The 26796-nt window shown below is 59.8% G+C and carries 26 protein-coding genes, 1 other RNA gene and 1 pseudogene; 12 read left to right on the top strand and 16 right to left on the bottom strand.

All coding sequences use genetic code 11. From position 1 onward, the window contains the following. The 4 genes from zipA to ffs form a co-directional block, all read left to right on the top strand. Positions 1 to 810: cell division protein ZipA (zipA, locus tag ACIOWE_RS27285; protein WP_401397909.1), on the top strand; the 810-nt coding region annotated here is incomplete at its 5' end. Positions 811 to 1034: 224 nt separating this feature from the next. Next, positions 1035 to 3392, top strand: a complete 2358-nt coding sequence (ligA, locus tag ACIOWE_RS27280; protein WP_401397908.1) for an NAD-dependent DNA ligase LigA — start codon at positions 1035 to 1037, stop codon at positions 3390 to 3392. 250 nt (positions 3393 to 3642) lie between these two features. Next, positions 3643 to 4806 carry a putative zinc-binding metallopeptidase gene (locus tag ACIOWE_RS27275; protein ID WP_401397906.1) on the top strand — a complete coding sequence of 388 codons (1164 nt, stop codon included), beginning with the start codon at positions 3643 to 3645 and terminating at the stop codon, positions 4804 to 4806. A gap of 189 nt (positions 4807 to 4995) precedes the next feature. Then, positions 4996 to 5092, top strand: an RNA gene (ffs, locus tag ACIOWE_RS27270) — signal recognition particle sRNA small type. Between the two features lie 195 nt (positions 5093 to 5287). Here the strand turns inward: ffs and ACIOWE_RS27265 are convergent. Continuing rightward, the gene (locus tag ACIOWE_RS27265) at positions 5288 to 6037 is read right to left on the bottom strand and encodes a substrate-binding periplasmic protein (RefSeq protein ID WP_401397904.1); all 750 of its coding nucleotides are present in this window, start codon (positions 6035 to 6037) and stop codon (positions 5288 to 5290) included. A gap of 145 nt (positions 6038 to 6182) precedes the next feature. On the opposite strand from ACIOWE_RS27265, the gene dnaX reads away from it, so the two are divergent. The 5 genes from dnaX (at position 6183) to ACIOWE_RS27240 (ending at position 12000) form a co-directional block, all read left to right on the top strand. After that, the gene (gene dnaX / locus ACIOWE_RS27260) at positions 6183 to 8276 is read left to right on the top strand and encodes a DNA polymerase III subunit gamma/tau (RefSeq protein WP_401397902.1); all 2094 of its coding nucleotides are present in this window, start codon (positions 6183 to 6185) and stop codon (positions 8274 to 8276) included. 66 nt (positions 8277 to 8342) lie between these two features. Beyond that, positions 8343 to 8681 (top strand): YbaB/EbfC family nucleoid-associated protein, encoded by a 339-nt coding sequence (locus tag ACIOWE_RS27255; protein WP_003223337.1) that lies wholly within the window; start codon positions 8343 to 8345, stop codon positions 8679 to 8681. A 274-nt stretch (positions 8682 to 8955) separates the two neighbouring features. After that, positions 8956 to 9990 (top strand): NADP-dependent oxidoreductase, encoded by a 1035-nt coding sequence (locus ACIOWE_RS27250; protein ID WP_401397900.1) that lies wholly within the window; start codon positions 8956 to 8958, stop codon positions 9988 to 9990. A gap of 66 nt (positions 9991 to 10056) precedes the next feature. Continuing rightward, positions 10057 to 10659, top strand: a complete 603-nt coding sequence (gene recR, locus ACIOWE_RS27245) for a recombination mediator RecR (protein ID WP_401397898.1) — start codon at positions 10057 to 10059, stop codon at positions 10657 to 10659. 192 nt (positions 10660 to 10851) lie between these two features. Beyond that, positions 10852 to 12000, top strand: a complete 1149-nt coding sequence (locus ACIOWE_RS27240) for an acyl-CoA dehydrogenase family protein (protein ID WP_401397896.1) — start codon at positions 10852 to 10854, stop codon at positions 11998 to 12000. A gap of 110 nt (positions 12001 to 12110) precedes the next feature. On the opposite strand, the gene ACIOWE_RS27235 is transcribed toward ACIOWE_RS27240, so the two are convergent. Next, positions 12111 to 12659, bottom strand: a complete 549-nt coding sequence (locus ACIOWE_RS27235; protein WP_034152844.1) for an adenine phosphoribosyltransferase — start codon at positions 12657 to 12659, stop codon at positions 12111 to 12113. 78 nt (positions 12660 to 12737) lie between these two features. Next, positions 12738 to 13472 (bottom strand): fumarate/nitrate reduction transcriptional regulator Fnr, encoded by a 735-nt coding sequence (fnr, locus tag ACIOWE_RS27230; RefSeq protein ID WP_103303904.1) that lies wholly within the window; start codon positions 13470 to 13472, stop codon positions 12738 to 12740. Positions 13473 to 13626: 154 nt separating this feature from the next. Here fnr and ACIOWE_RS27225 point away from each other — a divergent pair, with 154 nt between their 5' ends. Next, entirely contained in the window at positions 13627 to 14109 is a 483-nt protein-coding gene (locus tag ACIOWE_RS27225) for a hypothetical protein (protein WP_401397894.1), read from the top strand. Here the strand turns inward: ACIOWE_RS27225 and hemN are convergent. From hemN to ccoG, 6 genes are all read right to left on the bottom strand, one after another. Continuing rightward, positions 14106 to 15488 carry an oxygen-independent coproporphyrinogen III oxidase gene (gene hemN, locus ACIOWE_RS27220; RefSeq protein WP_401397892.1) on the bottom strand — a complete coding sequence of 461 codons (1383 nt, stop codon included), beginning with the start codon at positions 15486 to 15488 and terminating at the stop codon, positions 14106 to 14108. The two genes, ACIOWE_RS27225 and hemN, sit on opposite strands and share 4 nt — an antisense overlap. Before the next feature lie 199 nt (positions 15489 to 15687). Continuing rightward, the gene (locus tag ACIOWE_RS27215; protein WP_401397890.1) at positions 15688 to 16371 is read right to left on the bottom strand and encodes a sulfite exporter TauE/SafE family protein; all 684 of its coding nucleotides are present in this window, start codon (positions 16369 to 16371) and stop codon (positions 15688 to 15690) included. After that, positions 16364 to 16576, bottom strand: coding sequence for a cbb3-type cytochrome oxidase assembly protein CcoS (ccoS, locus tag ACIOWE_RS27210; protein ID WP_122592544.1), 213 nt, complete (start codon positions 16574 to 16576; stop codon positions 16364 to 16366). The genes ACIOWE_RS27215 and ccoS overlap by 8 nt, the downstream gene beginning before the upstream one ends. Before the next feature lie 22 nt (positions 16577 to 16598). Next, positions 16599 to 19049, bottom strand: a complete 2451-nt coding sequence (locus ACIOWE_RS27205; RefSeq protein WP_401397888.1) for a heavy metal translocating P-type ATPase — start codon at positions 19047 to 19049, stop codon at positions 16599 to 16601. Between the two features lie 123 nt (positions 19050 to 19172). Beyond that, positions 19173 to 19712: a FixH family protein gene (locus tag ACIOWE_RS27200; protein ID WP_401397886.1), complete on the bottom strand. Its 540-nt coding sequence runs from the start codon at positions 19710 to 19712 to the stop codon at positions 19173 to 19175. An 11-nt stretch (positions 19713 to 19723) separates the two neighbouring features. Next, entirely contained in the window at positions 19724 to 21139 is a 1416-nt protein-coding gene (ccoG, locus tag ACIOWE_RS27195) for a cytochrome c oxidase accessory protein CcoG (protein WP_401397885.1), read from the bottom strand. Between the two features lie 423 nt (positions 21140 to 21562). Here ccoG and ACIOWE_RS27190 point away from each other — a divergent pair, with 423 nt between their 5' ends. Next, entirely contained in the window at positions 21563 to 22561 is a 999-nt protein-coding gene (locus ACIOWE_RS27190; RefSeq protein WP_401397884.1) for a metallophosphoesterase family protein, read from the top strand. Positions 22562 to 22689: 128 nt separating this feature from the next. Here the strand turns inward: ACIOWE_RS27190 and ACIOWE_RS27185 are convergent, their stop codons facing one another. Further along, a complete protein-coding gene (locus ACIOWE_RS27185; protein WP_401397883.1) occupies positions 22690 to 22875 on the bottom strand; it encodes a hypothetical protein in 186 nt (61 codons plus the stop codon). A gap of 196 nt (positions 22876 to 23071) precedes the next feature. Here ACIOWE_RS27185 and ACIOWE_RS27180 point away from each other — a divergent pair. Beyond that, positions 23072 to 23566 (top strand): annotated as a pseudogene (locus ACIOWE_RS27180) (metallophosphoesterase family protein); the annotation flags it as partial. A 94-nt stretch (positions 23567 to 23660) separates the two neighbouring features. Here the strand turns inward: ACIOWE_RS27180 and ACIOWE_RS27175 are convergent. From ACIOWE_RS27175 to ACIOWE_RS27150, 6 genes are all read right to left on the bottom strand, one after another. Beyond that, entirely contained in the window at positions 23661 to 24068 is a 408-nt protein-coding gene (locus ACIOWE_RS27175; protein WP_401397881.1) for a type II toxin-antitoxin system VapC family toxin, read from the bottom strand. Then, positions 24069 to 24323, bottom strand: coding sequence for a type II toxin-antitoxin system Phd/YefM family antitoxin (locus tag ACIOWE_RS27170; protein ID WP_201234040.1), 255 nt, complete (start codon positions 24321 to 24323; stop codon positions 24069 to 24071). Between the two features lie 172 nt (positions 24324 to 24495). After that, a complete protein-coding gene (gene ccoP / locus ACIOWE_RS27165) occupies positions 24496 to 25479 on the bottom strand; it encodes a cytochrome-c oxidase, cbb3-type subunit III (RefSeq protein ID WP_401397879.1) in 984 nt (327 codons plus the stop codon). Continuing rightward, positions 25476 to 25661, bottom strand: a complete 186-nt coding sequence (locus ACIOWE_RS27160; protein WP_003175465.1) for a CcoQ/FixQ family Cbb3-type cytochrome c oxidase assembly chaperone — start codon at positions 25659 to 25661, stop codon at positions 25476 to 25478. Before ACIOWE_RS27160 ends, ccoP begins: the two co-directional genes overlap by 4 nt. Before the next feature lie 5 nt (positions 25662 to 25666). Beyond that, the gene (gene ccoO, locus ACIOWE_RS27155; protein WP_007905434.1) at positions 25667 to 26275 is read right to left on the bottom strand and encodes a cytochrome-c oxidase, cbb3-type subunit II; all 609 of its coding nucleotides are present in this window, start codon (positions 26273 to 26275) and stop codon (positions 25667 to 25669) included. Further along, positions 26275 to 26796, bottom strand: a 522-nt coding sequence (locus ACIOWE_RS27150) for a cbb3-type cytochrome c oxidase subunit I (protein ID WP_401397877.1), incomplete at its 5' end; no start/stop codon positions are given. The genes ccoO and ACIOWE_RS27150, both read right to left, overlap by 1 nt.

The raw sequence follows: 26796 nt of genomic DNA, 5'->3' as shown, positions 1-26796 counted from the left end.
GGTCTTCTTTTCGATGGCTGGCGCCGTATGCGCGGCGGCAAGGGAAAACTGAAATTCCGTCTTGACCGAAGTCTGTCCAACCTGCCGGACGAGGACACCAGCGCCGAGCTGTTGGGCCCGGCCCGCGTTCTGGACAACCATAAAGAACCGCAACTGGACGAACACGATCTGCCGTCGGTGAGCATGCCGGCCCGCGAAGCACGCGAGCCTCGCGAATCCGGTTCGAAACGTGGCAAGCGTGGCAGCAACGGTCCGGCGCAGGGCGACCTGAACCTCGACCTGGATCTGGACGGCGGCCCGAGCTTCAGCAGCCGTGACGACGATTTCGTCGAAGACAGCAAGCCTTCGCCTGCTGTGGTCGACAAGGATCAGCCGCAAGCCGAAGAAGTGTTGGTGATCAGCGTGATCTGCCGCGACGCTGCCGGCTTCAAAGGCCCGGCGCTGTTGCAGAACATCCTGGAAAGCGGTCTGCGTTTCGGTGAAATGGATATTTTCCACCGTCACGAAAGCATGGCCGGTAACGGTGAAGTGCTGTTCTCCATGGCCAATGCGGTCAAACCGGGCATCTTCGATCTGGACGACATCGACCATTTCAGCACCCCGGCGGTGAGCTTCTTCCTTGGTCTGCCAGGCCCGCGTCATCCGAAGCAGGCTTTCGATGTGATGGTGGCCGCCGCTCGCAAGCTGTCGCAGGAACTGAACGGTGAGCTGAAAGATGACCAGCGCAGTGTTCTGACCGCACAAACGATTGAGCACTACCGTCAGCGCATCGTCGAGTTCGAACGCCGCGCCCTGACCCAGAAGCGTTAAGGCCAGAGCGCAGCTGTGGCGAGGGAGCTTGCTCCCGCTGGGCTGCGAAGCAGCCCCAATACCATCCACCGCGTTGCATCAGACACAACCCGGTTGCAGGATTTACGGCGGCTACGCCACCGAGCGGGAGCAAGCTCCCTCGCCACAATGTCCATAGCCTTGAGCTACTGTGATTAGAAGATTGAGCAGCCTCGGCTGCTCTTTTGCTTTATGAGAGAACACCCATGACCGCCGCCAAAAACCGCATTCTAGAGCTGCGCGCTGAACTCGATCAGCACAACTACCGCTACCACGTCCTCGACGAGCCGAGCATTCCGGACGCTGAGTACGACCGGTTGTTCCACGAGCTCAAGGCGCTGGAAGCGGCCAACCCGGAACTGATCACCAGCGACTCGCCGACTCAGCGTGTCGGCAGCGTGGCGCTCACCGCGTTCACCCAGGTGCGCCACGAAGTGCCGATGCTCAGTCTCGGCAACGCCTTCGAAGAAACCGACATGCGCGAGTTTGATCGTCGGGTCACCGAGGGCCTGGATCTGCCGGCCGGCGACCTGTTCGGTGGCGGCGCGGCGGTAGAATACAGCTGCGAACCGAAGCTCGATGGTCTGGCGGTCAGCCTGTTGTATCAGGATGGCGTGCTGGTACGCGGCGCCACGCGCGGTGACGGCACCACCGGTGAAGACATCAGCGTCAATGTGCGTACCGTGCGCAACATTCCCCTGAAGCTGCACGGCGAAGGCTGGCCGGCGACGCTGGAAGTGCGTGGTGAAGTGTTCATGTCCAAGGCCGGTTTCGAGCGCCTTAATGCCTCGCAACTGGAAGTCGGCGGCAAGACCTTCGCCAACCCGCGCAACGCTGCGGCCGGTAGCCTGCGTCAGCTGGATTCGAAGATCACCGCCAATCGTCCGCTGGAATTCTGCTGCTACGGCATTGGTCAGGTTTCCCACGATATTTCCGACACCCACATTGGCAACCTCAAGCAGTTGCAGAAGTGGGGCATGCCGATCAGTCACGAACTGAAACTGGCCAAGGGCATCGGCGAATGCCTGGATTACTACCGCGACATCGGCGAGCGACGTAATTCGCTGGCCTATGAAATCGACGGTGTGGTGTTCAAGGTCAACAGCATCGCCGATCAGCGCGAACTGGGCTTCCGTGCCCGCGAACCGCGTTGGGCGATCGCGCATAAATTCCCGGCGATGGAAGAGCTCACCGAGCTGCTCGACGTCGAATTTCAGGTGGGCCGTACTGGCGCCGTAACGCCAGTCGCCCGACTGAAACCGGTCAAGGTTACCGGCGTCACGGTGGCCAACGCCACCCTGCACAACATGGACGAAGTGGCGCGTCTGGGCTTGATGATCGGCGACACCGTGATCATCCGTCGCGCCGGTGATGTGATCCCGCAAGTGGTGCAAGTGGTCCTCGAGCGCCGCCCGGAAAACGCGCGACCAGTAGCGATCCCCGAGAGCTGCCCGGTCTGCGGCTCGCATGTCGAGCGCACGCAACTGATCAAGCGCAGCAAAGGCAAGGAAACCGTCAGCGAAGGCGCGGTGTATCGCTGCGTCGGGCGTCTGGCCTGTGGTGCGCAACTGAAGCAGGCGATCATCCACTTCGTTTCGCGTCGAGCAATGGACATCGAAGGCCTGGGCGACAAGAGTGTCGAACAACTGGTCGACGAAGGTCTGGTCAGTTCGCCGGCCGATCTGTATGCACTGAAGTTCGAAGACATCGTCGATCTGGAAGGTTTCGCCGAAGTCTCCAGCAATAAACTGCTGGCGGCGATTGAAGACAGCAAGAAGCCGGGGCTGGCGCGCTTTATCTATGCGCTGGGCATTCCCGATGTCGGCGAGGAGACGGCCAAGGTGCTGGCGCGCTCGCTGGGTTCGCTGGAGCGCGTTCAGCAGGCTTTGCCGCAAGTGCTGACCTACCTGCCGGACGTCGGTCTGGAAGTGGCGCACGAGATTCACAGCTTTTTTCAAGATGCGCATAACCAGCAGGTCATCACTGAGCTGCTCGGCCATGGTTTGCAGATTCAGGATCAAGGCGAGTTGGGCGCCGAGTTTGCTGCCAGCACCACGCTTGGTGGTTTCCTCGACAAACTGCACATCCCTTCGGTCGGCCCGGGCGGCGCGCAAAAACTGGCGGACAAGTTTGGCTCGCTGGAAGCGGTGATGAACGCCGACTGGCTGGACATGCGTCAGGCGCTGCCGGAGAAGCAGGCGAACTCTGTGCGTGAGTTTTTTGCCTTGCCTGAGCATCGGCAACTGGCGGAAGAATCCGAGAAACAACTGCGCGATTTCGGCATGCACTGGCAGAGCGAGAAGAAAGTTGTCGAAGGGTTGCCACTGTCCGGCGAGACCTGGGTGCTGACCGGTAAAGTCGAGTTGATGAGCCGCGATGTCGCCAAGGAACATCTGGAGAGCCTTGGCGCGAAAGTCGCCGGTTCGGTGTCGGCGAAAACGCACTGCGTGGTGGCCGGCCCCGGCGCCGGTTCCAAGCTGACCAAGGCCAATGAGCTGGGCGTAAAAGTGATGGACGAAGAAACCTTCATCGCCTTTCTCAAAACCCACGGCATCTCCGCCTGACATTTTCTTTGCAAATGCGATGCTTTGTGGCGAGGGAGCTTGCTCCCGCTCGGCGACGAAGTCGTCGCAAAACCACCTTCCTCGGTATTTCAGGGTAAATAAGGTCGCATGGTGTTGGGGCTGCTCCGCAACCCAGCGGGAGCAAGCTCCCTCGCCACAACAGTGGCGTCACGCGGTAGTGGCGCCGTACTCGGGAACGATGTTGTCATCGGAATGATCTAGTCTTGGCAAGCCCCAGGGAGAGATCGCCATGTACCGCTTTTTCGAGCAACTCAGTTCCCGCATCGTCGCGCCGTTCATGGGCGAGTCTTCACGCAACAGCAAAGTCTGGCCGTGCCGCTGCGGCCAGTCGCTGTTCTTTCGCAACAGCCAGTGCCTGGCCTGTAACGCGTTGCTCGGCTATCAACCCGAAGAAAGTCGCCTGACCTCGCTGCAACCGGGGCCGCAGGACGGCACCTGGACGCTCGACGCCGATCCCGACGCCGGGCTGTTCCGCCGCTGCGCCAACCTCGACACCCCGGCGGCGTGCAACTGGCTGCTGCCGGCCAACGACCACGACATTCTGTGCGTCGCCTGCAGCCTCAATCGCACCATCCCCGACCTGTCCGACCCGGATAACCCCGAGCGCTGGCGCAAGGTCGAAATCGCCAAGCGTCGTCTGGTCGCGCAACTGATTACCCTCGGCTTGCAGGTCATCCCGAAAACCGTCGATGAAGAGTCCGGGCTGGCCTTCGATTTCATCGGCGTCGACCTCGAAGGCAATGCGCCCATGACCGGCCACGCCAACGGCCTGATCACCCTCGACATCAAAGAAGCCGACGACGCTCACCGCGAGCGGGTGAGGGCGCAGATGCATGAGCCGTATCGCACGCTGCTTGGGCATTTTCGCCATGAAGTCGGGCATTACTACTGGGATCGGCTGATAGCCAACGGCCCGTGGCTCGAATCATTCCGCAACCTGTTCGGCGACGAGCGCGCCAGTTACGCCGAAGCACTGAATCGCCACTATCAACAAGGCGCGCCGCTGGACTGGCCGCAGCAGTACGTCAGCGCCTACGCGACCATGCACCCGTGGGAAGACTGGGCGGAAACCTGGGCGCACTACCTGCACATGATGGACGCCGTGGACACCGCGCTGGGCTTTGGCATGAGCGCACGGGAAATGGATTTCGATTACCAGCCGTTTCCCACCAGCACCCTCTACGATCCGCAGCATCCCGGCGGTGAGTCGTTCCTGTCGTTCGTCAATGCGTGGATCGAACTGGCGGGGATGCTCAACGAACTGTCACGCAGCATGGGCCAACCGGATTTCTACCCGTTCGTGCTGCCGGCGCCGGCGATCACCAAGCTGCACTTCATCCATCTGGTGATCCAGCAGGCCGGTGGTCGGGCGGATGAGGTATTGGCGCTGTAACGTCAAAAGATCGCAGCCTGCGGCAGCTCCTGCTGGTTTGCGCGGATCCATGCAGGAGCTGCCGCCGGCTGCGATCTTTATGTCCTTGAACGCATTCATATTTTTAATCTGCAACCAACGGTTGTAACTTCGTCTCAGATAGGTACAATGGCGCGGCTCGCCGACAGGCAAGCGTCGTTATGGTGACCCCATCGGTCCCCCCGCAACGATTACCCGTGAACCTGGTCAGAGCCGGAAGGCAGCAGCCACAGCGGGAACATTGTGTGCCGGGGTGTGGCTGGTGGGGTTACCACCTTAACGAACAATCGAACGCTTCAAACAGAACTGCATGGGTTTCGCCCACTGCGGTTTTTTTTTGCCTGCGATTTAACGGTTCACACAACTCCCCTGTAGGAGTGAGCCTGCTCGCGATGGCGTCCTGTCTGCTAAAAATGTGTTGGCTGATACACCGCTATCGCGAGCAGGCTCACTCCTACAGGGGTTAGCGGTCGTTCTCAGGACTACCGGTATACAGCCGGATAATGTCATCAATCTCCCCCGACATTTTCATCCGCAGCAACGTGCGCAAGATCCGCTGCACCGGCACTTTCGGGTCGTTTCTCACATAACAACCCACATGCTGTTCCTGCAGCACCGCCACGCCGTGCAGTTGCTGTTCCAGCGTCAGGCGCTGGTTGAACCAGTCCAGCGTCCACTGATTACTCACGGCATAGCGATAACGCCCGGCCAGCAGTTTCTCTAGCACTTGTTCCTGATTGCGCGCGTCCTCGCGTTGCAGTCGATCGGCATCGAACAGTGGTTGCAGGGTGGGGTAGGTGTAGCCCAGAACGGTGCCGATGGATTGGCGAGGCAGGTTGGCGGGATCGGCGGTGGCGGGTTGATCCTTGCGGCTGATCAGCAGATCACGCTGGAACAACAGCGGAATGCTCCAGATGTAATCCCCCGACTGATTCGGCAGCCATGATTGTGCGGCATAGCAGCGCACATCAATCTCGCCGTGCTCCATGGCGGTCTGCACCCGGGCGCGGGGCAGGACGTGGAATTGCGCCGGTACGCCGACCTGCGTGGCCAGGCTGAGCATGATGTCGTAGAGAATGCCTTGGGTCGGGCGGCCGCGTTCGAATTGCACCATGGGCATCGCCCAGCTGTCGGGCATGGCGAAGCGCAGCGGGGTTTCCGCTGCCGTCACGCTCAGGCTGATTCCCAGTAGTGCCCCCAAGGCCCAACGCATAAACGCTCCGGTAATTCCCGATCCCGAGCCGATAAAAGCCTCTGCTCATGCAGCTTAGCCACATTAGACGAGGACACCGGATGCAATTTTGCCCTTGCTCCGCTAGCATTAGCCGCTTCAGCTTCCTTCGTTGCGACGGTTTTCGATGAGTTATCAGGTTCTTGCACGTAAATGGCGTCCGCGCTCGTTCCGCGAAATGGTCGGCCAGACCCATGTGCTCAAGGCTCTGATCAATGCCTTGGACAGCCAGCGGCTGCACCACGCGTACCTGTTCACCGGTACGCGCGGGGTGGGTAAAACCACGATTGCGCGGATCATTGCCAAATGCCTGAACTGTGAAACAGGTATCACTTCCAGCCCGTGCGGCGAGTGCTCGGTGTGCCGTGAAATCGATGAGGGCCGCTTCGTCGACCTGATCGAGATCGACGCCGCGAGCCGCACCAAGGTCGAAGACACCCGCGAACTGCTCGACAACGTGCAGTACGCCCCAAGCCGTGGGCGCTTCAAGGTCTACCTGATCGACGAAGTGCACATGCTTTCCAGCCATTCCTTCAATGCGCTGCTGAAAACCCTTGAAGAGCCGCCGCCGTACGTCAAGTTCATCCTGGCGACCACCGACCCGCAGAAACTTCCGGCAACGATTTTGTCGCGTTGCTTGCAGTTCTCGCTGAAGAACATGACGCCGGAACGTGTGGTCGAGCATTTGACCCACGTCCTCACCGCTGAAAACGTGCCGTTCGAAGACGATGCACTGTGGCTGCTCGGTCGCGCGGCTGACGGTTCGATGCGTGATGCGATGAGCCTGACCGATCAGGCCATTGCGTTCGGTGAGGGCAAGGTTCTGGCCACTGACGTGCGGGCGATGCTTGGCACGCTGGATCACGGTCAGGTCTACGACGTGCTGCATTCGTTGATCGAAGGCGATGCCAAGGCGTTGCTCGAAGCCGTGCGCCACCTGGCCGAACAAGGCCCGGACTGGAACGGCGTGCTCTCGGAAATTCTCAATGTATTGCATCGCGTGGCCATCGCTCAGGCGCTGCCGGAAGGTGTCGACAATGGCCATGGTGATCGTGACCGGGTGTTGGCATTGGCGCAGGCCCTGCCAGCCGAAGACGTGCAGTTTTATTACCAGATGGGCCTGATCGGTCGTCGCGATTTGCCGCTGGCACCGGATCCGCGCGGTGGTTTCGAAATGGTCCTGCTGCGAATGCTGGCCTTCCGGCCAGCGGATACGGCGGACGCCCCGAGGCAACCGCTAAAGCCAGTGGGGATCAGCCAGGCCACAGTTGATTCCGCAAACTCCGTGGCTGCCGCGCCTAAACCTGCGCCGGTAGTCGCTGCGGCTGTTGCACCCACACCTGCACCAGCGCCAGCTCCAGCTCCCGTGGTTGCGCCTGCTCCGGTTCCCGAGCCTGTGATCGCGGCTGAGCCGCAACCAACGCCGGAACCCGAGCCTGAGCCAGTCGAGGTCGAAGCGGTGGTCGACCTGCCGTGGAACGACCCGGTTGAGCCCGAGCCCGTGCAGCAACCGGCCGTCGAGCCCGTGCTGGAAACCGCCGCCGAGCAGCCCGAGTTGCCGCCGATGCCGCTGCCGACCCCGGACAGCGTCGTTCCGGACGCGCCGGAGTGGGCCGCTGCGCCGATTCCCGAGCCGTCGGTCGCCGAGGTCGATGCCGCGACACCGGGCATGGACCTCGACGACGAGCCGCCGCTGGACGAAGACTACATCGAGCCGGACATGGATTCGGCTTACAGCTACCTCGACGAACTGGCCAGCGAACACGCCGCCGAACCGGCGCCGGAACCCGAGCCGGAACCTGCGGCGGCACCCGCCACTGGTCTGGCTCTGCAATGGCTGGAGCTGTTCCCGAAGTTGCCGATCTCCGGCATGACCGGCAGCATCGCCGCCAACTGCACATTGATCGCAGTTGATGGCGACCATTGGCTGATGCACCTCGACCCGGCGCACAGTGCGCTGTTCAACGCCACGCAGCAGCGTCGTCTCAATGATGCGTTGAACCAGTTCCACGGCCGCACGCTGAGCCTGACCATCGAACTGATCAAGCCCGAGCAGGAAACTCCGGCTCAGGCTGCGTCCCGGCGTCGTGCCAACCGTCAGCGCGAGGCGGAAGAGTCAATCCACGGCGATCCGTTCATCCAGCAGATGGTTCAGCAGTTCGGCGCGGTGGTGCGACACGATACTATTGAACCTGTCGACGCCTTGGTCGCCCAAGGCTAATAACTGAAGGCGCTCGGTCTTATGACCGGGTGCTGTTTTGATCCAAGTACTTTTGAGGTGATTCCCATGATGAAAGGTGGCATGGCCGGCCTGATGAAGCAGGCGCAGCAGATGCAGGAAAAAATGGCCAAGATGCAGGAAGAACTGGCCAACGCCGAAGTCACCGGTAAGGCCGGCGGCGATATGGTCACCGTGGTGATGACCGGTCGTCACGACGTCAAGAGCGTGAGCATCGACCCAAGCCTGGTTGAAGGCCTGAGCGAAGACGACAAAGAGATGCTGGAAGCCGTGGTTGCCGCCGCCGTCAACGACGCCGTGCGCAAGATCGAAGCCAACAGCCAGGAAAAAATGGGCAGCATGACCGCCGGCATGAACCTGCCAGCCGGTATGAAACTGCCATTCTGATTCGCCAATTGGCGGCAGATGAGCTACACAAAATGCCAGGCCTTGCGCCTGGCATTTTTGTTTCTGGCTGGTTCAACACCAGCCCCTGTAGGAGCTGTCGAGTGAAACGAAGCTGCGATCTTTTGATCCTGACTTCTACAAGCAAAATCAAAAGATCGCAGCGTGCCGCAGCTCCTACTTAAATCTCGTACAGTGTCGAAACATCGAACCCACCCATGCAACAACGGTCTGCTCCCTATACCCGCTGAATTCACCATTCACAGGAGACGCTGACATGTCCGACCCTCTGACCCTCAACCAACGCTTTGTCCTGGCCTCGCGTCCGGTGGGCGCACCGACCCCGGAAAATTTCCGTCTGGAGCGCGAAGCGTTGCCGGATCTTGAAGAAGGGCAGGTGCTGCTGAAAACCCTGTACCTGTCGCTGGACCCGTACATGCGCGGACGCATGAGCGACGCTCCGTCCTACACCGCACCGGTACAAATCGGCGAAGTGATGACTGGCGGTGCTGTCAGCCGTGTCGAGGACTCACGGCATCCGAAATTTCATAAAGGCGATCTGGTGGTCGGCGCCACAGGCTGGCAAAGCCACAGCATCAGCGACGGCCGCAACATTATTCCGATCCCGGCCGGGCTGCCGAGCCCGTCGATGGCCCTGGGTGTGCTCGGCATGCCCGGCATGACCGCCTACATGGGCCTGATGGACATCGGCCAGCCGAAAGAGGGCGAGACCCTGGTGGTTGCGGCAGCGTCGGGCGCGGTCGGCTCGGTGGTCGGGCAAGTGGCCAGGATCAAAGGACTGCGCGCTGTGGGTGTGGCGGGCGGTGCCGAGAAGTGCAAATACGTCGTTGAGGAACTGGGTTTCGATGCCTGCATCGATCACAAGGCGGCGGATTTCGCCGAGCAACTGGCCAAGGCCTGCCCGAAGGGCATCGACATTTATTACGAAAATGTCGGTGGGCACGTTTTCGATGCGGTCGTGCCGTTGCTCAATCCCAAGGCGCGCATTCCATTGTGCGGGCTGATTGCCGGTTACAACGCCTCTGAGGCGCCCAAAGGCCCGGATCGCTTGCCGATGCTGCAACGCACGCTGTTGACCAAGCGTGTGCGGATTCAGGGCTTCATCGTGTTCGATGACTACGGTGATCGTCAGCCGGAATTCATCAGCCACATGGTGCCGTGGGTACGCGACGGCAAGGTGAAATTCCGTGAGGATGTGGTCGAAGGCCTGGAGCAGGCGCCCGAGGCGTTTATCGGTCTGCTGGAGGGGCGCAACTTCGGCAAACTGGTGGTGAAGGTCGCCCAGGACTGAGTATTTGACGCTGGCCAGAGGCGCGGGTATAAACCGCGTCTCGTTGTTTTGTCGGACTTTTTACCCATGAGCTTCAGCCCTTTGATTCGCCAACTGATCGACTCCCTGCGAATTCTGCCGGGTGTCGGTCAGAAAACTGCCCAGCGCATGGCGTTGCAGTTGCTCGAACGTGACCGCAGCGGCGGTCTGCGTCTGGCTCAATCCTTGAGTCAGGCCATGGAAGGGGTGGGTCACTGTCGTCGGTGCCGCACGCTGACCGAAGACGATCTGTGCCCGCAGTGCGCCGATACTCGCCGCGACGACACGCTGCTGTGCGTGGTCGAAGGGCCGATGGATGTGTATGCGGTCGAGCAGACCGGTTTCCGTGGGCGCTACTTTGTGCTCAAGGGGCACTTGTCGCCGCTGGATGGGCTCGGACCTGAGGCGATCGGCATTCCGCAGCTGATGACGCGGATTGAAGAGGCGGGGACGTTTACCGAGGTTATCCTGGCCACCAACCCGACGGTGGAGGGCGAAGCGACGGCGCATTACATCGCGCAGTTGCTCAACAACAAAGGTTTGATCGCTTCGCGGATTGCCCACGGGGTGCCGTTGGGTGGTGAGCTGGAACTGGTGGATGGCGGTACGCTGGCGCATTCGTTTGCCGGGCGCAAACCGATCACTCTCTGAGTTACGCGGTGTCTGATTTGACGCTTTCGCGAGCAGGCTCGCTCCCACACTGGTTTTGTGTCGTTCACGGACTCATTGTGGGAGCGAGCCTGCTCGCGAATGGCGCACCTCGGTTCATCTGATTCACAAATCTGGTTGAAAACCAAGCAAGCGCTCGGTTAACGTCGGCGAACCCTTCAGTGGAGTTCGCCGATGCCTGCCTTTCAGGAATACTTCGATCCCAGCCACCAAATGGTCCGCGACAGCGTCAGACGTTTCGTCGAGCGCGAGATCCTGCCGGACATCGATCAGTGGGAAGAAGCCGAAAGCTTCCCCCGTGAGTTGTACCTGAAGGCTGGCGCCGCCGGCATCCTTGGCATCGGCTATCCCGAAGCGCTGGGCGGCAGCCATGAAGGCGACCTGTTCGCCAAGGTCGCCGCCAGTGAAGAACTGATGCGCTGCGGCTCCGGCGGACTGGTGGCGGGGCTGGGTTCGCTGGATATCGGTCTGCCGCCGATCGTCAAATGGGCGCGGCCGCAAGCTCGCGATCGCGTAGTGCCGCAAGTGCTCAGTGGCGAGAAGATCAGCGCACTGGCGATCACCGAGCCCGGCGGTGGCTCCGACGTCGCCAACCTGCAAACCCGCGCCGTGCGTGACGGCGACTTCTACCGGGTCAGCGGCAGCAAAACCTTTATCACCAGTGGCGTACGCGCTGACTTCTATACCGTCGCGGTACGCACGGGTGAGCCGGGTTTCGGCGGCATCAGTCTGTTATTGATTGAAAAGGGTACGCCGGGTTTCACCGTCGGCCGTCAGTTGAAGAAAATGGGCTGGTGGGCGTCGGACACGGCTGAATTGTTCTTCGATGATTGCCGGGTGCCTGTAGGAAACCTGATCGGCGCCGAGAACATGGGCTTCGCCTGCATCATGGGCAACTTCCAGAGCGAGCGGTTGGCGTTGGCGTTGATGGCCAACATGACCGCGCAACTGGCGCTGGAGGAGGCGCTGAAGTGGGCGCGGGAACGCGAGGCCTTTGGCAAACCGATCGGCAAGTTCCAGGTGATCAAGCATCGCCTCGCCGAGATGGCCACGGCGCTGGAAGTGTCGCGGGAATTCACTTACCGGCAAGCGGCGAAGATGGCGGCGGGACAGAGTGTGATCAAGGAGATTTCCATGGCCAAGAACTTCGCCACGGATACCTCGGACCGGATCACCAACGAAGCGGTGCAGATTCTTGGCGGGCTGGGTTATATGCGCGAGAGTCTGGTGGAGCGGCTGTATCGGGATAATCGCATCTTGTCGATTGGCGGCGGGACGCGAGAGGTGATGAACGAAATCATCAGCAAGCAGATGGGCCTTTAGGTCTTGCGTTGAGGCGGCCGACGCCTTCGCGAGCAGGCTCGCTCCCACAGGGGAATGCATTCCAAATGTGGGAGCGAGCCTGCTCGCGAAAGCGGTCTAACAGGCGCTGCTTACTTATCGGTCAGGGCAAACTGCGTCAGGCAGAAGCTAGGGATGCCCATATCTTCCAGACGCTGCGACCCACCCAACTCCGGCAAATCAATAATCGCTGCTGCTTCATGCACCCGCGCGCCCATGCGGCGAATCAGGTTGGCCGCTGCAATCAACGTCCCGCCAGTAGCGATCAAGTCATCAAACATCACCACCGAATCGCCTTCACACAGGCTGTCGGCGTGCACTTCCAGGAACGCTTCGCCGTACTCGGTCGCGTAACCTTCGGCCAATACGTCCGCCGGCAGTTTGCCTTGCTTGCGGAACAGCACCAGTGGCTTGTTCAACTGATAAGCCAAAACCGAACCGATCAGAAAACCACGGGCATCCATCGCGCCGATGTGGGTGAAGTCGGCTTCCACATAGCGGTGGGCGAAGCTGTCCATCACCAGGCGCAGGGCCGTTGGCGACTGGAACAGCGGGGTGATGTCGCGAAAGATCACGCCCGGTTTCGGGAAGTCGATCACAGGGCGGATCAGGGATTTGATGTCGAAGGAGTCGAAGACCATCGTCGAGTTGTCCTGGCAGGGCTGCAAACGGCGCAGTATACCCGCGGCTGAATCGATGCGCTCGGCCGCGGGTCGAGATCAGCCGTCGAGCGAGCCACCGGCCAGGGCGCAGAGCTGAATCGGATCGAGGATATGGATCTCTTTGCCCTCGGCGGCGATCAGTTCGTTCTGCTGGAAACGGGTGAACACCCGCGACACGGTTTCCACCGCCAGGCCCAGGTAGTTGCCGATTTCGTTGCGCGACATGCTCAGGCGGAACTGATTGGCCGAGAAGCCGCGAGCACGGAAGCGCGCCGACAGGTTGACGAGGAACGTCGCGATGCGCTCGTCGGCGGTTTTCTTCGACAACAACAGCATCATTTGCTGGTCGTCGCGAATTTCCCGGCTCATCACGCGCATCAACTGGCGGCGCAGCTGCGGCAGTTGCAGGGCCAGTTCGTCGAGGCGTTCGAAAGGAATTTCGCAAACCGAGGTGGTTTCCAGCGCCTGGGCGGACACCGGGTGTTTCTCGGTGTCCATGCCGGACAGGCCGACCAGTTCGCTCGGCAGATGGAAACCGGTGAGTTGCTCTTCGCCAGTGTCGCTCAGGCTGAAGGTCTTCAGGGCGCCGGAGCGTACTGCATAAACGGAATCGAACGTGTCGCCCTGACGGAACAGGAACTCACCCTTTTTCAACGGGCGGCCGCGTTTAACGATTTCGTCCAGCGCATCCATGTCTTCCAGATTCAGAGAAAGTGGCAGGCAGAGAGGGGCCAGGCTGCAATCCTTGCAATGGGCCTGGTTGTGAGCGCGCAGTTTAACTGGCTCGGACATTTCTTTAATCCTTGTGGGAAAACACACATAAGCCGTAAGGGTAACTCACGGGAGGACATTCAGGCCAGTCTGTGGCGAGTTTGACCCGCGGGCGTAAAGCCGCAGGGCAAGCCGCCGATAAACAGGTATCAGAACGCATACAAGGAACGACTTGATGGCCGCCATTGGCACGCTTGGCCCCGGTAGCAGCGACGTTGCGGCATTGCCGGAGACGTTTAAAGCGACTTCAGGCAATACACGCGAAGACGGTTCTACCGAGGAGGCAACCCCGACCTTGGTCGAGGGCGTCAAAGTGTCGCTGTCCGGAGCCTCCATCGAGAAATCGGCGAGTGCGGGCGGCGATAATCGCGACATCGAAGAAAGCGGTTTACCCGAGAACATCCAGCAATTGCTGAAGATGATCCGCAAGCTGCAAAAAGAGATCGCCGAGAAAAAGGCGCAGATCGAAAAGATCATGGCCGACAAGCGCCTTTCCAACGAAGAAAAAATCATCAAGGTTGCCAGCTTGCGTGGCGCCATTGCCGCGTTGAACACCGGTTTGATCACCGCCAATCTGGCGTTGTCGAAAGTGGTGGGCCAGTCGGGCCTGACGTCCGAGCAAAACATGCAAGTCGGTTCACTGCTGATGAAAAACTAAATCACCCGCGAGAAACGCTGGCGGTTCTGCTGTTCGAGGTAAGCGTCGAACACCATGCACACCGAACGCACCAGCAGGCGTCCCGCCGGCAATACTTCGATCCTCTCGCTGTCCAGCGTGATCAGGCCGTCCTTGGCCATGCCTTGCAGTTGCGGCCACAGCGCGCCGAAGTAACCCTGGAAATCGATGTTGAACGCTTGCTCGATGTCGGCGAATTCGAGGCTGAAATTGCAGATCAACTGCTGGATCACCTCGCGACGCAGCCGATCATCGGCATTGCACACCAGGCCACGACTGGTCGCCAGTTGCGCGGCGGCGAGGGTGTTCTGGTATTCGTTGAGATCGCTGCTGTTCTGACAATACAGGTCGCCGATCTGGCTGATCGCCGACACCCCCAGACCAATCAGATCGCAATGGCCGTGAGTGGTGTAGCCCTGGAAGTTGCGTTGCAGGGTTTGTTCTTCCTGGGCAATCGCCAGCTCATCGTCGGGCAGGGCAAAGTGGTCCATGCCGATGTAGCGGTAACCGGCGGCGGTCAGTTGCTCGATGGTGCGCTGGAGCATTTCCAGTTTCTGCGTCGGACTTGGCAGTTCGTTGCCGTTGATCCGTCGCTGCGGCATGAAGCGTTCCGGCAGGTGCGCGTAGTTGAACACCGAGAGCCGATCCGGTTGCAGGCTGATGACTTCCTCGACGGTGCGGGCAAAGTTGTCCGGGGTCTGCTTGGGTAGGCCGTAAATCAGGTCGATGTTGATCGAGCGAAATTGCAGGGTGCGCGCCGCGTCGATCACGGCGCGGGTCTCTTCCAGGCTTTGCAGGCGATTGACCGCCCGTTGCACCGCCGGATCAAGGTCTTGCAAACCGATGCTGACCCGGTTGAAACCGAGTTCGCGCAGCAGACCCATGGTTGACCAGTCGGCTTCGCGAGGGTCGATCTCGATGCCGTAATCGCCGGAATCGTCATCCAGCAGATTGAAATGCTTGCGCAGGTGCGCCATCAGTTGCCGCAGTTCATCGTGGCTGAGGAAGGTCGGCGTGCCGCCGCCAAAGTGCAGCTGTTCGACTTTCTGCGTCGGGTCGAGGTGGCAGGCGATCAGCTGGATTTCCTGCTCCAGGCGTTGCAGGTACGGCAGGGCGCGACCGCGATCCTTGGTGATGACTTTGTTGCAGGCGCAGTAGTAGCAAATGTTCGCGCAGAACGGCACGTGCACGTACAGCGACAGTGGGCGCAGAGCCTTGCGGCTGTCGCGCAGGGCATGGAACAGGTCGAAAGTGCCGACCTGACTGTTGAATTGCACGGCCGTCGGATACGAGGTATAGCGCGGCCCCGCCAGGTCGTAGCGGCGGATCAGATCAGTGTCCCAACGAATGGCGTCGAGCATGCGGGCATTCCCCCGGATAGGCTGGCAGTGTGGCGAGTCTATCGGGGTGCGGCGATGGGGCTGTTGATTTGTATCAACGGGGAGAGGTGTGTTGGTCATGCAGGCCTTTTCGCGAGCAGGCTCGCTCCCACATTTGATCGGTGCTGCAACACAAATCTCCTGTGGGAGCGAGCCTGCTCGCGAAGGCCACACCGCCGATCTAATGGCCCATCAACCAGTGCTGATGCGGGCCGGGCAGGGTCCAGATGCCGAACAGGATTACCAGCAACCCACCGGTCATGCGCACGCTGCGTTTGCGCAGCAGCGCGGTCACTCGCTCAGCCGCCAGACCGGTAGCCAGCAATACCGGCCAAGTGCCGAGGCCAAACGCGAGCATCAACAGTGCACTGTCCAGCGCGTTGCCCTGGCTCGCCGACCACAACAACGTGCTGTAAACCAGTCCACACGGCAACCAGCCCCACAGTGCGCCAAGCAACAGCGCGCGGGGCAGACTCGACACCGGCAGCAAGCGATTGGCCACCGGTTGAATGTAGCGCCACAAACCGCGCCCGAGGCTTTCGATGAGGGTCAGGCCGCTCCACCAACCGGCGAGGTACAAGCCCATGGCAATCAACAGCAGCCCGGCCAGCACGCGCATGAACAGCGCGGCGGGACTGTTGGCCACCGCCCAGCCAGCCAGGCCGATGAGCAAACCTGCGGTGGCGTAACTGAGGATCCGCCCAAGGTTGTACGCCAGCAGCAAACGAAAGCGCCGACTGCGTTGTTCCTTGGGAATCGCCAATGTCAGCGCGCCCATCAAACCGCCGCACATTCCCAGGCAATGGCCGCCGCCGAGCAGGCCGAGGATCAGCGCCGAGACCAGCAGTGGCGCCAGTTCAAGCATGGGGTGGCGCCTTGTCGTCCGGTTTGTTCGCGTTGGCTTCGTCGACGGCCGCAGTGTGGTTCGGGTCCTGGTCGTCGAACAGGATGCTGTGGGCCGGGCCGTCGAGATCGTCGTACTGGCCGCTGTCCACCGCCCAGAAGAAGATGTACACGGCGATGGCCACGATCAGCAACGCGGCCGGGATCATCACGTAGAGAGCTGGCATCTGTACTCCATGCCCGCGCGGCTCAGGCCGGCAGCGGGCGGGTTTCTGACGAGGTGCGGGTGGCTGGCGTGCTCGGCAGGCGAGTCAGGCGCAGGGCGTTGAGCACCACGGTCAACGAACTGATCGACATGCCGACGGCGGCCCACACCGGGGTGATCCAGCCGAGGGCGGCGAACGGCAACATGAGGCCATTGTACAGCGCGGCCCACAGCAGGTTCTCGATGATTACCCGGCGGGTGCGCCGCGCCAGCGTAAACGCCTGCACCAATGCGTCGAGACGGTTGGACAGCAACACGGCATCGGCACTGGTTTTCGCCAGATCGGTGGCCGAGCCCATGGCCACGCTGATGTCGGCGGCAGCCAGCACCGGCACATCGTTGACCCCGTCGCCGAGCATCAGCACTTTGCGACCTTCCTTGTGCAACTGTTGCAGCACTTGCAGCTTGTCGTCCGGCCGCAGACCACCACGGGCCTCGTCGATACCCAGTTCGGCGGCGACACTGGCGACCATCGGTGAACTGTCGCCGGACAGCAGCAAGGTGCGCCAGCCACGGGCTTTGCACGCAGCGAGCAAGGCGGGCGCATCATCGCGCAAGCGGTCATCGAGAACGAACCACGCCAGCGGCCCGGCGCTGTCACCGAGCAGCAACCATTGGCCCGGCTCGTCCGGCATGGTTGGCAAAAGCGAGCCGCTGAAGGCGCAGACAAATTCCGCCTGACCGATGCGCAAACGCTGCTCACCGACCAGACCTTCAAGACCCAGCCCCGGTGTGCTATGGACCTCTTCCGCTGCCAGCGGTGCACGGCCGAAAGCCCGGGCGATCGGGTGTTCCGAGCGGTTTTCCAGCGCGGCGGCAAGGCTCAGGCATTGCTCGCTGTTCAGCGTCCCCAGTGGGCGGATTGAGCGCAACACCAACCGGCCCTCGGTGAGCGTGCCGGTCTTGTCGAAGATCACCGTATCAATCTGATTCAGACCTTCCAGCACGTGACCGCGAGTCAACAACAGACCGAGTTTGTGCAGGGTGCCGGTGGCGGCCGTGAGCGCGGTCGGCGTTGCCAGCGACAATGCACACGGGCAAGTCGCGACGAGCATGGCGAGGACAATCCAGAATGCGCGCGACGAATCCAGCTCCCACCACAACAGGCCGATGGCGGCTGCGGCGATCAGTGACAACAGCAGAAACCATTGCGCGGCGCGATCGGCAATTTCCGCCAGGCGCGGTTTTTCCGCCTGGGCGCGATCGAGCAAACGGACGATGGCCGACAGTCGTGTGTCTTGCCCCAAGGCCTGCACTTCAACGGTCAGCGCGCCTTCGACGTTGAGCGTGCCGGCCGTCACCGCGTCGCCCGGCATGCGTGGCTGCGGCAGGTATTCGCCGGTCAGCAACGATTCGTCGATGCTCGACTGGCCGTCGAGGATCTTGCCGTCCGCCGGCAGGATCGAACCCGGTTGCACCAGAATGTGGTCGCCCATGCGCAGTTCGCTGAGCAGGATGCGTTCGCTGTGGCCGGTTTCATCCAGACGCAGGCACGAGGCCGGCAACAGATTGACCAACTGCGCGGTGGCGGCGGCGGTGCGCTCGCGGGCGCGGCGTTCCAGGTAGCGTCCGGCGAGCAGGAACAGCGCGAACATGCCAACCGCATCGAAATACAACTCGCCGACGCCGGTAATCGACGTCCAGATCCCGGCGATGTAGGCGCTGCCGATCGCCAGCGATACCGAGACGTCCATGGTCAGGTGCCGTGTGCGCAGATCGCGCATCGCCCCTTTGAAGAACGGTGCGCAACTGTAGAACACGATCGGCGTGGTCAGAAACAACGCGACCCAACGCAGGATTGTGTGCAGCTCGGGGCTGAGGTCGATGTTGAATTCCGGCCATGTCGCCATGGTCGCCATCATCGCCTGGAACCACAGCAGCCCGGCCACCCCGAGCTGGCGCAGGGCGAGGCGGTTTTCGCTGGCCAGTTGTTCGCTGGCGCGGTCGGCTTGATAGGGGTGCGCGGCGTAACCGATGTGACGCAGTTCGGCGAGTACCTGGCTCAACGGCAATTGCCCATCGGCCCAGCGCACGTGCAGACGATGATTGGACAGGTTCAATCGCGCCTCGGCTACCGCAGGCAGCGTGCGCAGATGTTTCTCGATCAGCCAGCCGCAGGCCGCGCAGCTAATGCCTTCCATCAGCAGCGTGGTTTCGGCGAGGTCGCCTTCATGACGGACGAAAGGTTTTTGCACATCGGCGCGGTCGTACAGCGCCAGCTCATCGACCAGTTGCACCGGCAGCGCTTCGGGGTTGGCCGACGCTTCGCTGCGATGCTGGTAATAGCTTTGCAGCCCACCAGCGACGATGGCCTCGGCCACGGCCTGGCAGCCGGGGCAGCAGAATTCGCGGGATTCCCCGAGGACGACAGCGGTAAAGCGGCTGCCGGACGGGACGGGCAGGGCGCAGTGGTAGCAGGGGAGTGGGGTGGTCATCAGAGGAAATCTTTATTGTCCGCAAGGGCCTCTTCGCGAGCAGGCTCGCTCCCACAGGTTTTGAGGACACTGGAGATCCACTGTGGGAGCGAGCCTGCTCGCGAATGCGCGAAGCGCAGGTTTTTACTTCTTCAAGTCTTCGGCGCCTTGCAGCGGTTCATCACCGAGCAGCAGATCCTTGTCATGGCTCACCAACTCTTCTTCGAACATGCGCCAGACGTGGTCATCCTGAGACCCCAGCAGCTCGACAAACCGGCGGCCTTCGATCTTGTCGCTCAGTTGGCCGATGTAGCGACCGGTTTCGGTTTCGCTGCGGGTCAGAACAATCTTGCGATCCTTCTCCGGCTGAGTCGGCGAGATCAGGTTCAACTCCAGGGTCTTTGGCTGGCTGTCACCGCTCAAGCGCAGGTCGACTTCGCCTGTCACGTCATCCAGATGCACTGCAGCCCGCATCTTCAGGTTCTGCGCGAGCAGTTCGCGATCCAGCGAGCGATTGATGCCTTTGCCGGCCTCGTAGTAGTTGTCGTTGACCAGGTTGTCCGGGTTGTTCACCGCGATGGTCACCATGGACAGGGTCAACGTCACCGAGCAGGCCAGAATCCCGATGATGATCCACGGCCAGAGGTGCTTGTACCAGGGACTTGCGGCGTTTGCGGCGGGCATGTTCAGTTCTCTCAACGGATTTGTGGGCCGATGAATCGGCTCTTGGCTTCAACGTGGACGCTGTCGTCATCGGCATCCTTGAGGATGAATTTCACCTCGTTGGTGCTCGATGGCAGTTGTTCCGGTGCGCTCGACAGTTCGACCGGCATGCTGAAAATTTCTCCGGCCGCCACTTTGATCTCGCGTTTGCCTTGCAGGCGCAGATCCGGCAGGCCGGCGGCGTCCAGCACATAGGTGTGATCGCGCTGGTCCTTGTTCATGATCTTCAGGCTGTAGACGTTTTCGATCCGGCCTTCGGCGTTCTCGCGGTACAGCACGCGGTCCTTGCTGACGTCGAAACCGACCAGCGAGCGCATGAAGAACGCGGTCACCAGCAGGCTGATCATCGCCAACAGCACCACCGCGTAGCCGATCAGGCGTGGCCGCAGTTTATGGGTTTTCTGCCCGGAGAGGTTGTGCTCGGTGGTGTAGCTGATCAGGCCGCGCGGATAGTCCATCTTGTCCATGATGCTGTCGCAGGCATCGATACACGCCGCGCAGCCAATGCATTCGATCTGCAGGCCGTCGCGGATGTCGATGCCGGTCGGGCAGACCTGAACGCACATGGTGCAATCGATGCAGTCGCCCAGGCCCATGGCCTTGTAGTCGACGCCTTTCTTGCGCGGGCCACGGCTTTCGCCGCGACGCGGGTCGTAGGAAACAATCAGCGTGTCCTTGTCGAACATCACGCTCTGGAAGCGCGCATACGGGCACATGTAAATGCACACCTGCTCGCGCAACCAACCGGCGTTGCCGTAGGTGGCGAGGGTGAAGAAACCGACCCAGAAGTACGACCAGCCATCGGCCTGGCCGGTGAAGAATTCGAACACCAGTTCGCGGATCGGCGAGAAGTAGCCAACGAAGGTCATGCCGGTGACGAAACCGATCAGCAGCCACAGCGCGTGTTTGGCGAATTTACGCGCAAACTTGTTGGCGCTCATCGGCGCCTTGTCGAGCTTGATGCGCTGGTTGCGGTCGCCTTCGGTGACCTTCTCGCACCACATGAAAATCCATGTCCACACGCTTTGCGGGCAGGTGTAGCCGCACCACACACGGCCGGCATACACGGTGATGAAGAACAGCCCGAACGCGGCAATGATCAGCAGGCCCGACAGCAGAATGAAATCCTGCGGCCAGAAGGTTGCGCCAAAAATGAAGAACTTGCGCTCTGGCAGGTTCCACCACACGGCTTGATGGCCACCCCAGTTCAACCAGACCGTACCGAAATACAGCAGGAACAGCGCGGCACCGCCCATCATCCGCAAATTGCGGAACAGACCGGTGAAGGCGCGGGTGTAGATTTTTTCTCGAGAGGCGTAGAGATCAACGCTGTTGTTCGCGTTTTTGCTGGGTGGCGTGACGTCGTGTACCGGAATCTGGTTGCTCATCATTGCATCCCACGGCAGTGGAAAAATGCCTCGGTCGATACGTGCCGGCCGGGGTCAGAAAGGGCGTTGCAGTGGCGCAATGATACGCCTGTCACGCCGACGAACGGGTGCGACCTTTGGTCGCGTTGGGAAAAAAATGCCAATGGTGTAGCGAATGTAACAAAGCCTGACGCAGATCAATTGACTTGTTGAGTATGGCTGAGTTTTTTGCGGCTGCAGGCGAATCCGTAAACAGCGGCCTTCAGCAATTTCTCAGTGATACAGGTTTGAACTTTAATGGTTTTTTGTTTGGGGGGTGGAAAGGTAGTAAGTGCAGTTAATTAATTTGCAATGGATTTGCAGTTTTGTTCTTTTCGATTTTCCATTAACTTCCGATTGCGATTACGTTATCGCTATTTCTCAATTGAAAGTAAAAGGAATTATATGAAGGCCCTATTTAATAAAAGCCGAATTGTCTGTGCGTTTGTATGCGTATTTGGTTTTATTTCGCCCATGGTGCTGGCTGAACAAAATCCCAACTACATGGTATTTGCATCCGACCCTCAATACCCCTGGACGGACAAGACGGACAGTGGTGAAGCTGAGTCCACGGAGGACAAAGAGGCTCGTTCCCGACAGTTGATCGAAAGCCAGTTTTCGGATATTGCGAATTTCAGGAAGAACTTTAGTACGTCACCTGAACATATTCCGGTCATGATCAATGGCGACATTACGGCCTACGGTCATGGCTGGCAGCGCAGTTGGTTACGGCCGGTAATGGGCAAGTACTTTGGCGAGAATGTGCTTTACGGTCTCGGCAATCATGATTATGAAAACAACAGCTGTTTCTCTGAAAACTGTGCTGCCGGTAGTATTACCGACTTCGAAGATCATCATCGAGGCAAGGTCGATAGTCTGGATCTGAATATCAGTGGGCCTATCTTCAATAGGCTTTATTCCGGAAGTCTGGCTTATTCCAAAGATGTTGGGGATGTGCATCTTGTGCAGTTGCACAACGAACCGACGTACTCAGTACGTATTGCAAGCGCCTGGAACCCTACAACCTTTGAAATCAAGGATTCGCTGGATTGGCTGGAAAAGGATTTGAAGGCTGCGCGTGATCGTGGGCAAATCATCATTGTCAACATGCACAAGCCCGGTCAATGGCAGGGAACGACGCAACAGATCGAGCGTTTCAATAAATTGATTAACACTTACAAGGTCACGGCGGTATTCGCCGGGCATTTTCATCAATCGGTAGGGCGCAGTCTTTACGCTTACCGCTATTTTGGCAGCGTACCGGTATATCTAAGTGGTGCCGCTTCCCAGCAAACCTACCTGATCGCCGGTTTTTCCAGAGACAGGAAAAGCCTGACTATCACTCAGGTCAACGGCAACAACTGGCCAAGTCGTGTGGTGTTGGACACGATTCCCGTGCAATAGGCAGGGTAGGCTTGAAGGAAAAGGCCCCGCCAATTCTCATTGGCGGGGCAATTGACTATAGACGATGCATGAGACTCGCTCTGGCGAGCGAGCCTCGGGATTGCGTCGGTAGTCGAGTCAGTAAGGCGTCAGTCCAGCCTTCCGCCGCCCAGGCTGTCGAGTCCGCTACCTGTTTTTTTCTTCACGACTTCGACGGTGATGGAGTCATCAGGTGCAGGTGCAGGTGCAGGTGCGGGTGTAGCGGGGTCGACAGCTGGGTTGGTGTAGGTGAAGTCTTCGTGGGACTGCACGCAATCGTGATCGGATTCTCGCATGGCATTCTTCCTTGAAAAACAGCGGGCTGTAGGGGGGCGGTCTGACGAGTGCTCGCCAGATGGAAAGAGAAAATACCGGTCGACAACGTGTGAGTCCATCGAGCATTTACCGCAAATCATGAGCACTCATAAGCGTGATCATTAATGAGGGGCGAATAATGGTTTTTGGGTGCTGTGGGGAACTATGTTTTGAAGTTCGGGAAGCCTCGCTTACTCCAAGACCATCGGTGATGTGCATCTGGTGCAGCTCAATAACGAGCCTACCTACACGGCGAATATCTCCAGCGTCTGGAACCCCACCACATTCAACATCACCAGTGCACTGGACTGGCTGGAGACCGACCTCCGGCTGGCGAGGGCTGGGGGTTATGCCATTATCATCAATATGCACAAACCGCTGGAGATGAAGGGCGACGCCAGCCAGCAGAAGCGCTTTATCGAAATGATCAGGAAATATCAGGTCACAGCGGTATTTGCCGGCCACTTGCACAAGGACGGTGGTAGTTCCTACTGGTTGGGGAATGTGCCGATGTACCTGAGTGGTGCGACTTCTCAACAGACTTACCTGATCACCAGTTTTACCGAGGATCGCAAGCAGTTGCAGATCTATCTGGTGACAGACAATCAATGGCAGAAACGGGAGTTGATCGACACCATTCCCGTGAAATCCATCTGGGCCAATCGGCCATGAAAAACGGCCCCGTCGGATGGCCGGCGGGGTCCTTTCAAATCGGTAGTTTGTAACGTAGGCACCACCGGTCCTTCGCCGTCAAAGGGCGAATTCATCAATCCCATGGATTGATGAGTGCCACGCCACTGCTGTGAAAATCGCCGGTATTGCGGGTCACCACCGTAAAACCATGGACCAATGCTGTCGCTGCGATCAGCGCATCGCTTTCGCTGGCGCGATCAGGCACATGCAAGCTGGCGCAGCGAATGGCGACAGCGGCGTCTATAGGCAGGATTCTAGTGTCGAAGGCGGGGACTACGTGCCGTTTTAGCCAAAGGCGCAGTACCTGTCCCTGGTCTGGATCGCGACGCTCTATGCGCAGCACCCCTGTCTCAAGCTCCATCAAGGTAATCACAGACATAAACAGGCGTGACGCAGAAATACTCTTGGCCCAAGCGACGACATTCGCGTCAGCCTGAGGTTTGCGTAGTTCGGAAATCACATTTGTATCGAGTAAATACATTCAGGACAGATCCACAGGGCGGTGAGTGATCACGGCACGCTCGGTTTCGAATTCAATGTCTGCCGATTCAGGCATGACTAACAAGTCGACGATGCTCGCGTTCGTACCCGTCAGTTTCTGGTACTCCTCAATGCTTAGCAGTACATGAGCAGGCTTGCCACGGTCGGTGATGATAACCGGCCCCTGACGCGAGGCTTTTTTGGCACTGCTTGTGTCTTGATTGAATTCACGGCTTGAAATGGTGGTGATGGCCATCATGACGATCTCCCCTGAGTAAGGTTTGTAGAAACGTTACTACCGTGTTCGGTGTGCAGCAACCTCTATGCGCTTCAGAAAATAACCACTGGTCGTTCGATAAAGGAAGCAGAAACAAAACGGCCCCGCCAATTCTCATTGGCGGGGCCGTTTTTTGTTTCAGGCGTCGGCCTTACTCGGCGTTCGCTTGCGGTGCTTTTTCACCGTGAGACAGGCTGTAAACGTAAGCCGCCAGCAGGTGCACCTTGTCGTTGCCTTGCAATTGTTCCTGCGCCGGCATCTGGCCCTGACGGCCGTAACGGATGGTCTGCTGCAGTTGCGCGAAGCTCGAACCGTAGATGAACGCGCCCGGGTGAGTCAGGTCAGGCGCGCCCATGGCTGGGGTGCCTTTGCCCGCTGGACCGTGGCAGGCCACGCAGTTGGCGGCGAACAGCTTGCCGCCGTTGGCCGGGTCAGCCTTGGTGTCTTCCGGCAGCTTGCGGCCATCGAGGTTGGTCACGACAAATGCCGCAACGTCGGCCACGCCTTGCTCACCAATGACTTCAGCCCAGGCCGGCATCACGGCGTGACGACCGCCCATGATGGTGGTCTTGATGGTTTCCGGCTCACCGCCCCAGCGCCAGTCGGCGTCGGTCAGGTTCGGGAAGCCGTAGGCGCCCTTGGCGTCGGAACCGTGGCAGACCGAGCAGTTGGAGGCGAACAGGCGGCCACCCATCTTCAGGGCTTGCGGGTCCTTGGCGACTTCTTCGATTGGCATGGCCGCGAACTTGGCGAAGATCGGACCGAACTTGGCGTCCGAACGAGCCATTTCCTTTTCCCACTCGTGGACGCCGGTCCAGCCGGTCTGGCCGTTGGCGAACGCGGTCTGCTTGTCGTTATCGAGGTAGTTATAACCCGGCAGCAGGCCCTTCCAGTTGCCCAGGCCCGGGTACAGCACCAGGTAACCCAAGGCGAAAACGATGGTGCCGACGAACAGCATGAACCACCATTTCGGCAGTGGGTTGTCGTACTCCTCGATCCCGTCGAAGGAGTGCCCGACCGTCTCGTCCGTCTGCTCGCTGCGCTGGCCCTTGCGGGTCGACAGCAGCAGCCAGGTCAGGGAAAAGATCGTACCGAGACTGAGGACTGTGACGTACAGACTCCAGAATGTAGTCATTCTTTGTTACTCCTAGAAGCTTGCTCGACGTGCTTGATGGCTTCGGGATCATCCGCAAAAGGCAACAAGGTCGCGTCTTCAAACTCCGACTTGCGCTTGGGGCTGAACACCCACAACGCCAGACCGATGAAGGCCACCATCACAACAACGGTGCCCAGGCCACGAATCATCCCGATATCCATCTAATTCACCGTTTGCTTTTGATGATGGTGCCCAGGCCTTGCAGGTAGGCCACCAGCGCGTCCATTTCGGTTTTGCCCTTCACGGCATCCTTCGCACCGGCGATGTCTTCGTCGGTGTAAGGGACGCCGAGCGTGCGCAAGACCTCCATTTTTTTAGCGGTGTCCTTACCGTCGAGCTTGTTCTCCACGAGGAACGGGTAAGCCGGCATTTTCGACTCAGGCACAACGTTGCGCGGGTTGTACAAGTGCGCACGCTGCCAGTCATCGGAGTAACGACCGCCGACACGGGCCAGGTCCGGACCGGTACGTTTGGAACCCCACAGGAACGGGTGATCCCAGACGCTCTCACCGGCAACCGAGTAGTGGCCATAGCGTTCGGTTTCAGCACGGAACGGGCGGATCATCTGCGAGTGGCAGCCGACACAGCCGTTGGCGATGTAGACGTCGCGGCCTTCCAGTTCAAGCGCAGTGCGCGGCTTCATGCCTTCGACCGGCTTGTTGGTGACGTCCTGGAAAAACAGCGGAACGATTTGGGTCAGGCCGCCAACGCTGACGGCGATGACCATGAAGAAGGCCAGCAGGCCAATGTTCTTCTCGACAGCTTCATGCTTCATCAGTGAGCTCCAACGACAGCGATCTGGGCAGCGGCTTCGGCTTCAGCCGGGTTCGAGGCGCGCACGGTGCGCCAGACGTTGTAAGCCATCAGGAACATGCCGCTGGCGAAGAATGCACCGCCCAGCGCACGGACGATGTAGCCCGGGTGGCTGGCTTGCAGCGCCTCAACGAACGAGTAGGTGAGGGTGCCGTCGTCGTTGATTGCACGCCACATCAGGCCCTGAGTGATGCCGTTGACCCACATCGAAGCGATGTACAGCACGGTGCCGATGGTCGCGAGCCAGAAGTGCGCGTTGATCAGGCCGACACTGTGCATCTGCGCACGGCCGAACAGTTTCGGGATCATGTGGTAGATCGCGCCGATCGAAATCATTGCTACCCAGCCAAGCGCGCCGGCGTGTACGTGGCCGATGGTCCAGTCGGTGTAGTGCGAAAGCGAGTTGACGGTCTTGATCGCCATCATCGGACCTTCGAAGGTCGACATGCCGTAGAACGCCAGCGAGACCACGAGGAAGCGCAG

It is taken from the genome of Pseudomonas sp. NPDC087598, assembly GCF_044743525.1.
Taxonomy (GTDB): domain Bacteria; phylum Pseudomonadota; class Gammaproteobacteria; order Pseudomonadales; family Pseudomonadaceae; genus Aquipseudomonas.
This window is presented reverse-complemented; position numbering and strand designations above follow the sequence as displayed.

Coding starts and splice junctions, on each gene's coding strand:
- ligA (WP_401397908.1), top strand. CDS start 1,035: ATGACCGCCGCCAAAAACCGCATTCTAGAGCTGCGCGCTGAACTCGAT.
- ACIOWE_RS27275 (WP_401397906.1), top strand. CDS start 3,643: ATGTACCGCTTTTTCGAGCAACTCAGTTCCCGCATCGTCGCGCCGTTC.
- ACIOWE_RS27265 (WP_401397904.1), bottom strand. CDS start 6,037: ATGCGTTGGGCCTTGGGGGCACTACTGGGAATCAGCCTGAGCGTGACG.
- dnaX (WP_401397902.1), top strand. CDS start 6,183: ATGAGTTATCAGGTTCTTGCACGTAAATGGCGTCCGCGCTCGTTCCGC.
- ACIOWE_RS27255 (WP_003223337.1), top strand. CDS start 8,343: ATGATGAAAGGTGGCATGGCCGGCCTGATGAAGCAGGCGCAGCAGATG.
- ACIOWE_RS27250 (WP_401397900.1), top strand. CDS start 8,956: ATGTCCGACCCTCTGACCCTCAACCAACGCTTTGTCCTGGCCTCGCGT.
- recR (WP_401397898.1), top strand. CDS start 10,057: ATGAGCTTCAGCCCTTTGATTCGCCAACTGATCGACTCCCTGCGAATT.
- ACIOWE_RS27240 (WP_401397896.1), top strand. CDS start 10,852: ATGCCTGCCTTTCAGGAATACTTCGATCCCAGCCACCAAATGGTCCGC.
- ACIOWE_RS27235 (WP_034152844.1), bottom strand. CDS start 12,659: ATGGTCTTCGACTCCTTCGACATCAAATCCCTGATCCGCCCTGTGATC.
- fnr (WP_103303904.1), bottom strand. CDS start 13,472: ATGTCCGAGCCAGTTAAACTGCGCGCTCACAACCAGGCCCATTGCAAG.
- ACIOWE_RS27225 (WP_401397894.1), top strand. CDS start 13,627: ATGGCCGCCATTGGCACGCTTGGCCCCGGTAGCAGCGACGTTGCGGCA.
- hemN (WP_401397892.1), bottom strand. CDS start 15,488: ATGCTCGACGCCATTCGTTGGGACACTGATCTGATCCGCCGCTACGAC.
- ACIOWE_RS27215 (WP_401397890.1), bottom strand. CDS start 16,371: ATGCTTGAACTGGCGCCACTGCTGGTCTCGGCGCTGATCCTCGGCCTG.
- ccoS (WP_122592544.1), bottom strand. CDS start 16,576: ATGCCAGCTCTCTACGTGATGATCCCGGCCGCGTTGCTGATCGTGGCC.
- ACIOWE_RS27205 (WP_401397888.1), bottom strand. CDS start 19,049: ATGACCACCCCACTCCCCTGCTACCACTGCGCCCTGCCCGTCCCGTCC.
- ACIOWE_RS27200 (WP_401397886.1), bottom strand. CDS start 19,712: ATGCCCGCCGCAAACGCCGCAAGTCCCTGGTACAAGCACCTCTGGCCG.
- ccoG (WP_401397885.1), bottom strand. CDS start 21,139: ATGAGCAACCAGATTCCGGTACACGACGTCACGCCACCCAGCAAAAAC.
- ACIOWE_RS27190 (WP_401397884.1), top strand. CDS start 21,563: ATGAAGGCCCTATTTAATAAAAGCCGAATTGTCTGTGCGTTTGTATGC.
- ACIOWE_RS27185 (WP_401397883.1), bottom strand. CDS start 22,875: ATGCGAGAATCCGATCACGATTGCGTGCAGTCCCACGAAGACTTCACC.
- ACIOWE_RS27175 (WP_401397881.1), bottom strand. CDS start 24,068: ATGTATTTACTCGATACAAATGTGATTTCCGAACTACGCAAACCTCAG.
- ACIOWE_RS27170 (WP_201234040.1), bottom strand. CDS start 24,323: ATGGCCATCACCACCATTTCAAGCCGTGAATTCAATCAAGACACAAGC.
- ccoP (WP_401397879.1), bottom strand. CDS start 25,479: ATGACTACATTCTGGAGTCTGTACGTCACAGTCCTCAGTCTCGGTACG.
- ACIOWE_RS27160 (WP_003175465.1), bottom strand. CDS start 25,661: ATGGATATCGGGATGATTCGTGGCCTGGGCACCGTTGTTGTGATGGTG.
- ccoO (WP_007905434.1), bottom strand. CDS start 26,275: ATGAAGCATGAAGCTGTCGAGAAGAACATTGGCCTGCTGGCCTTCTTC.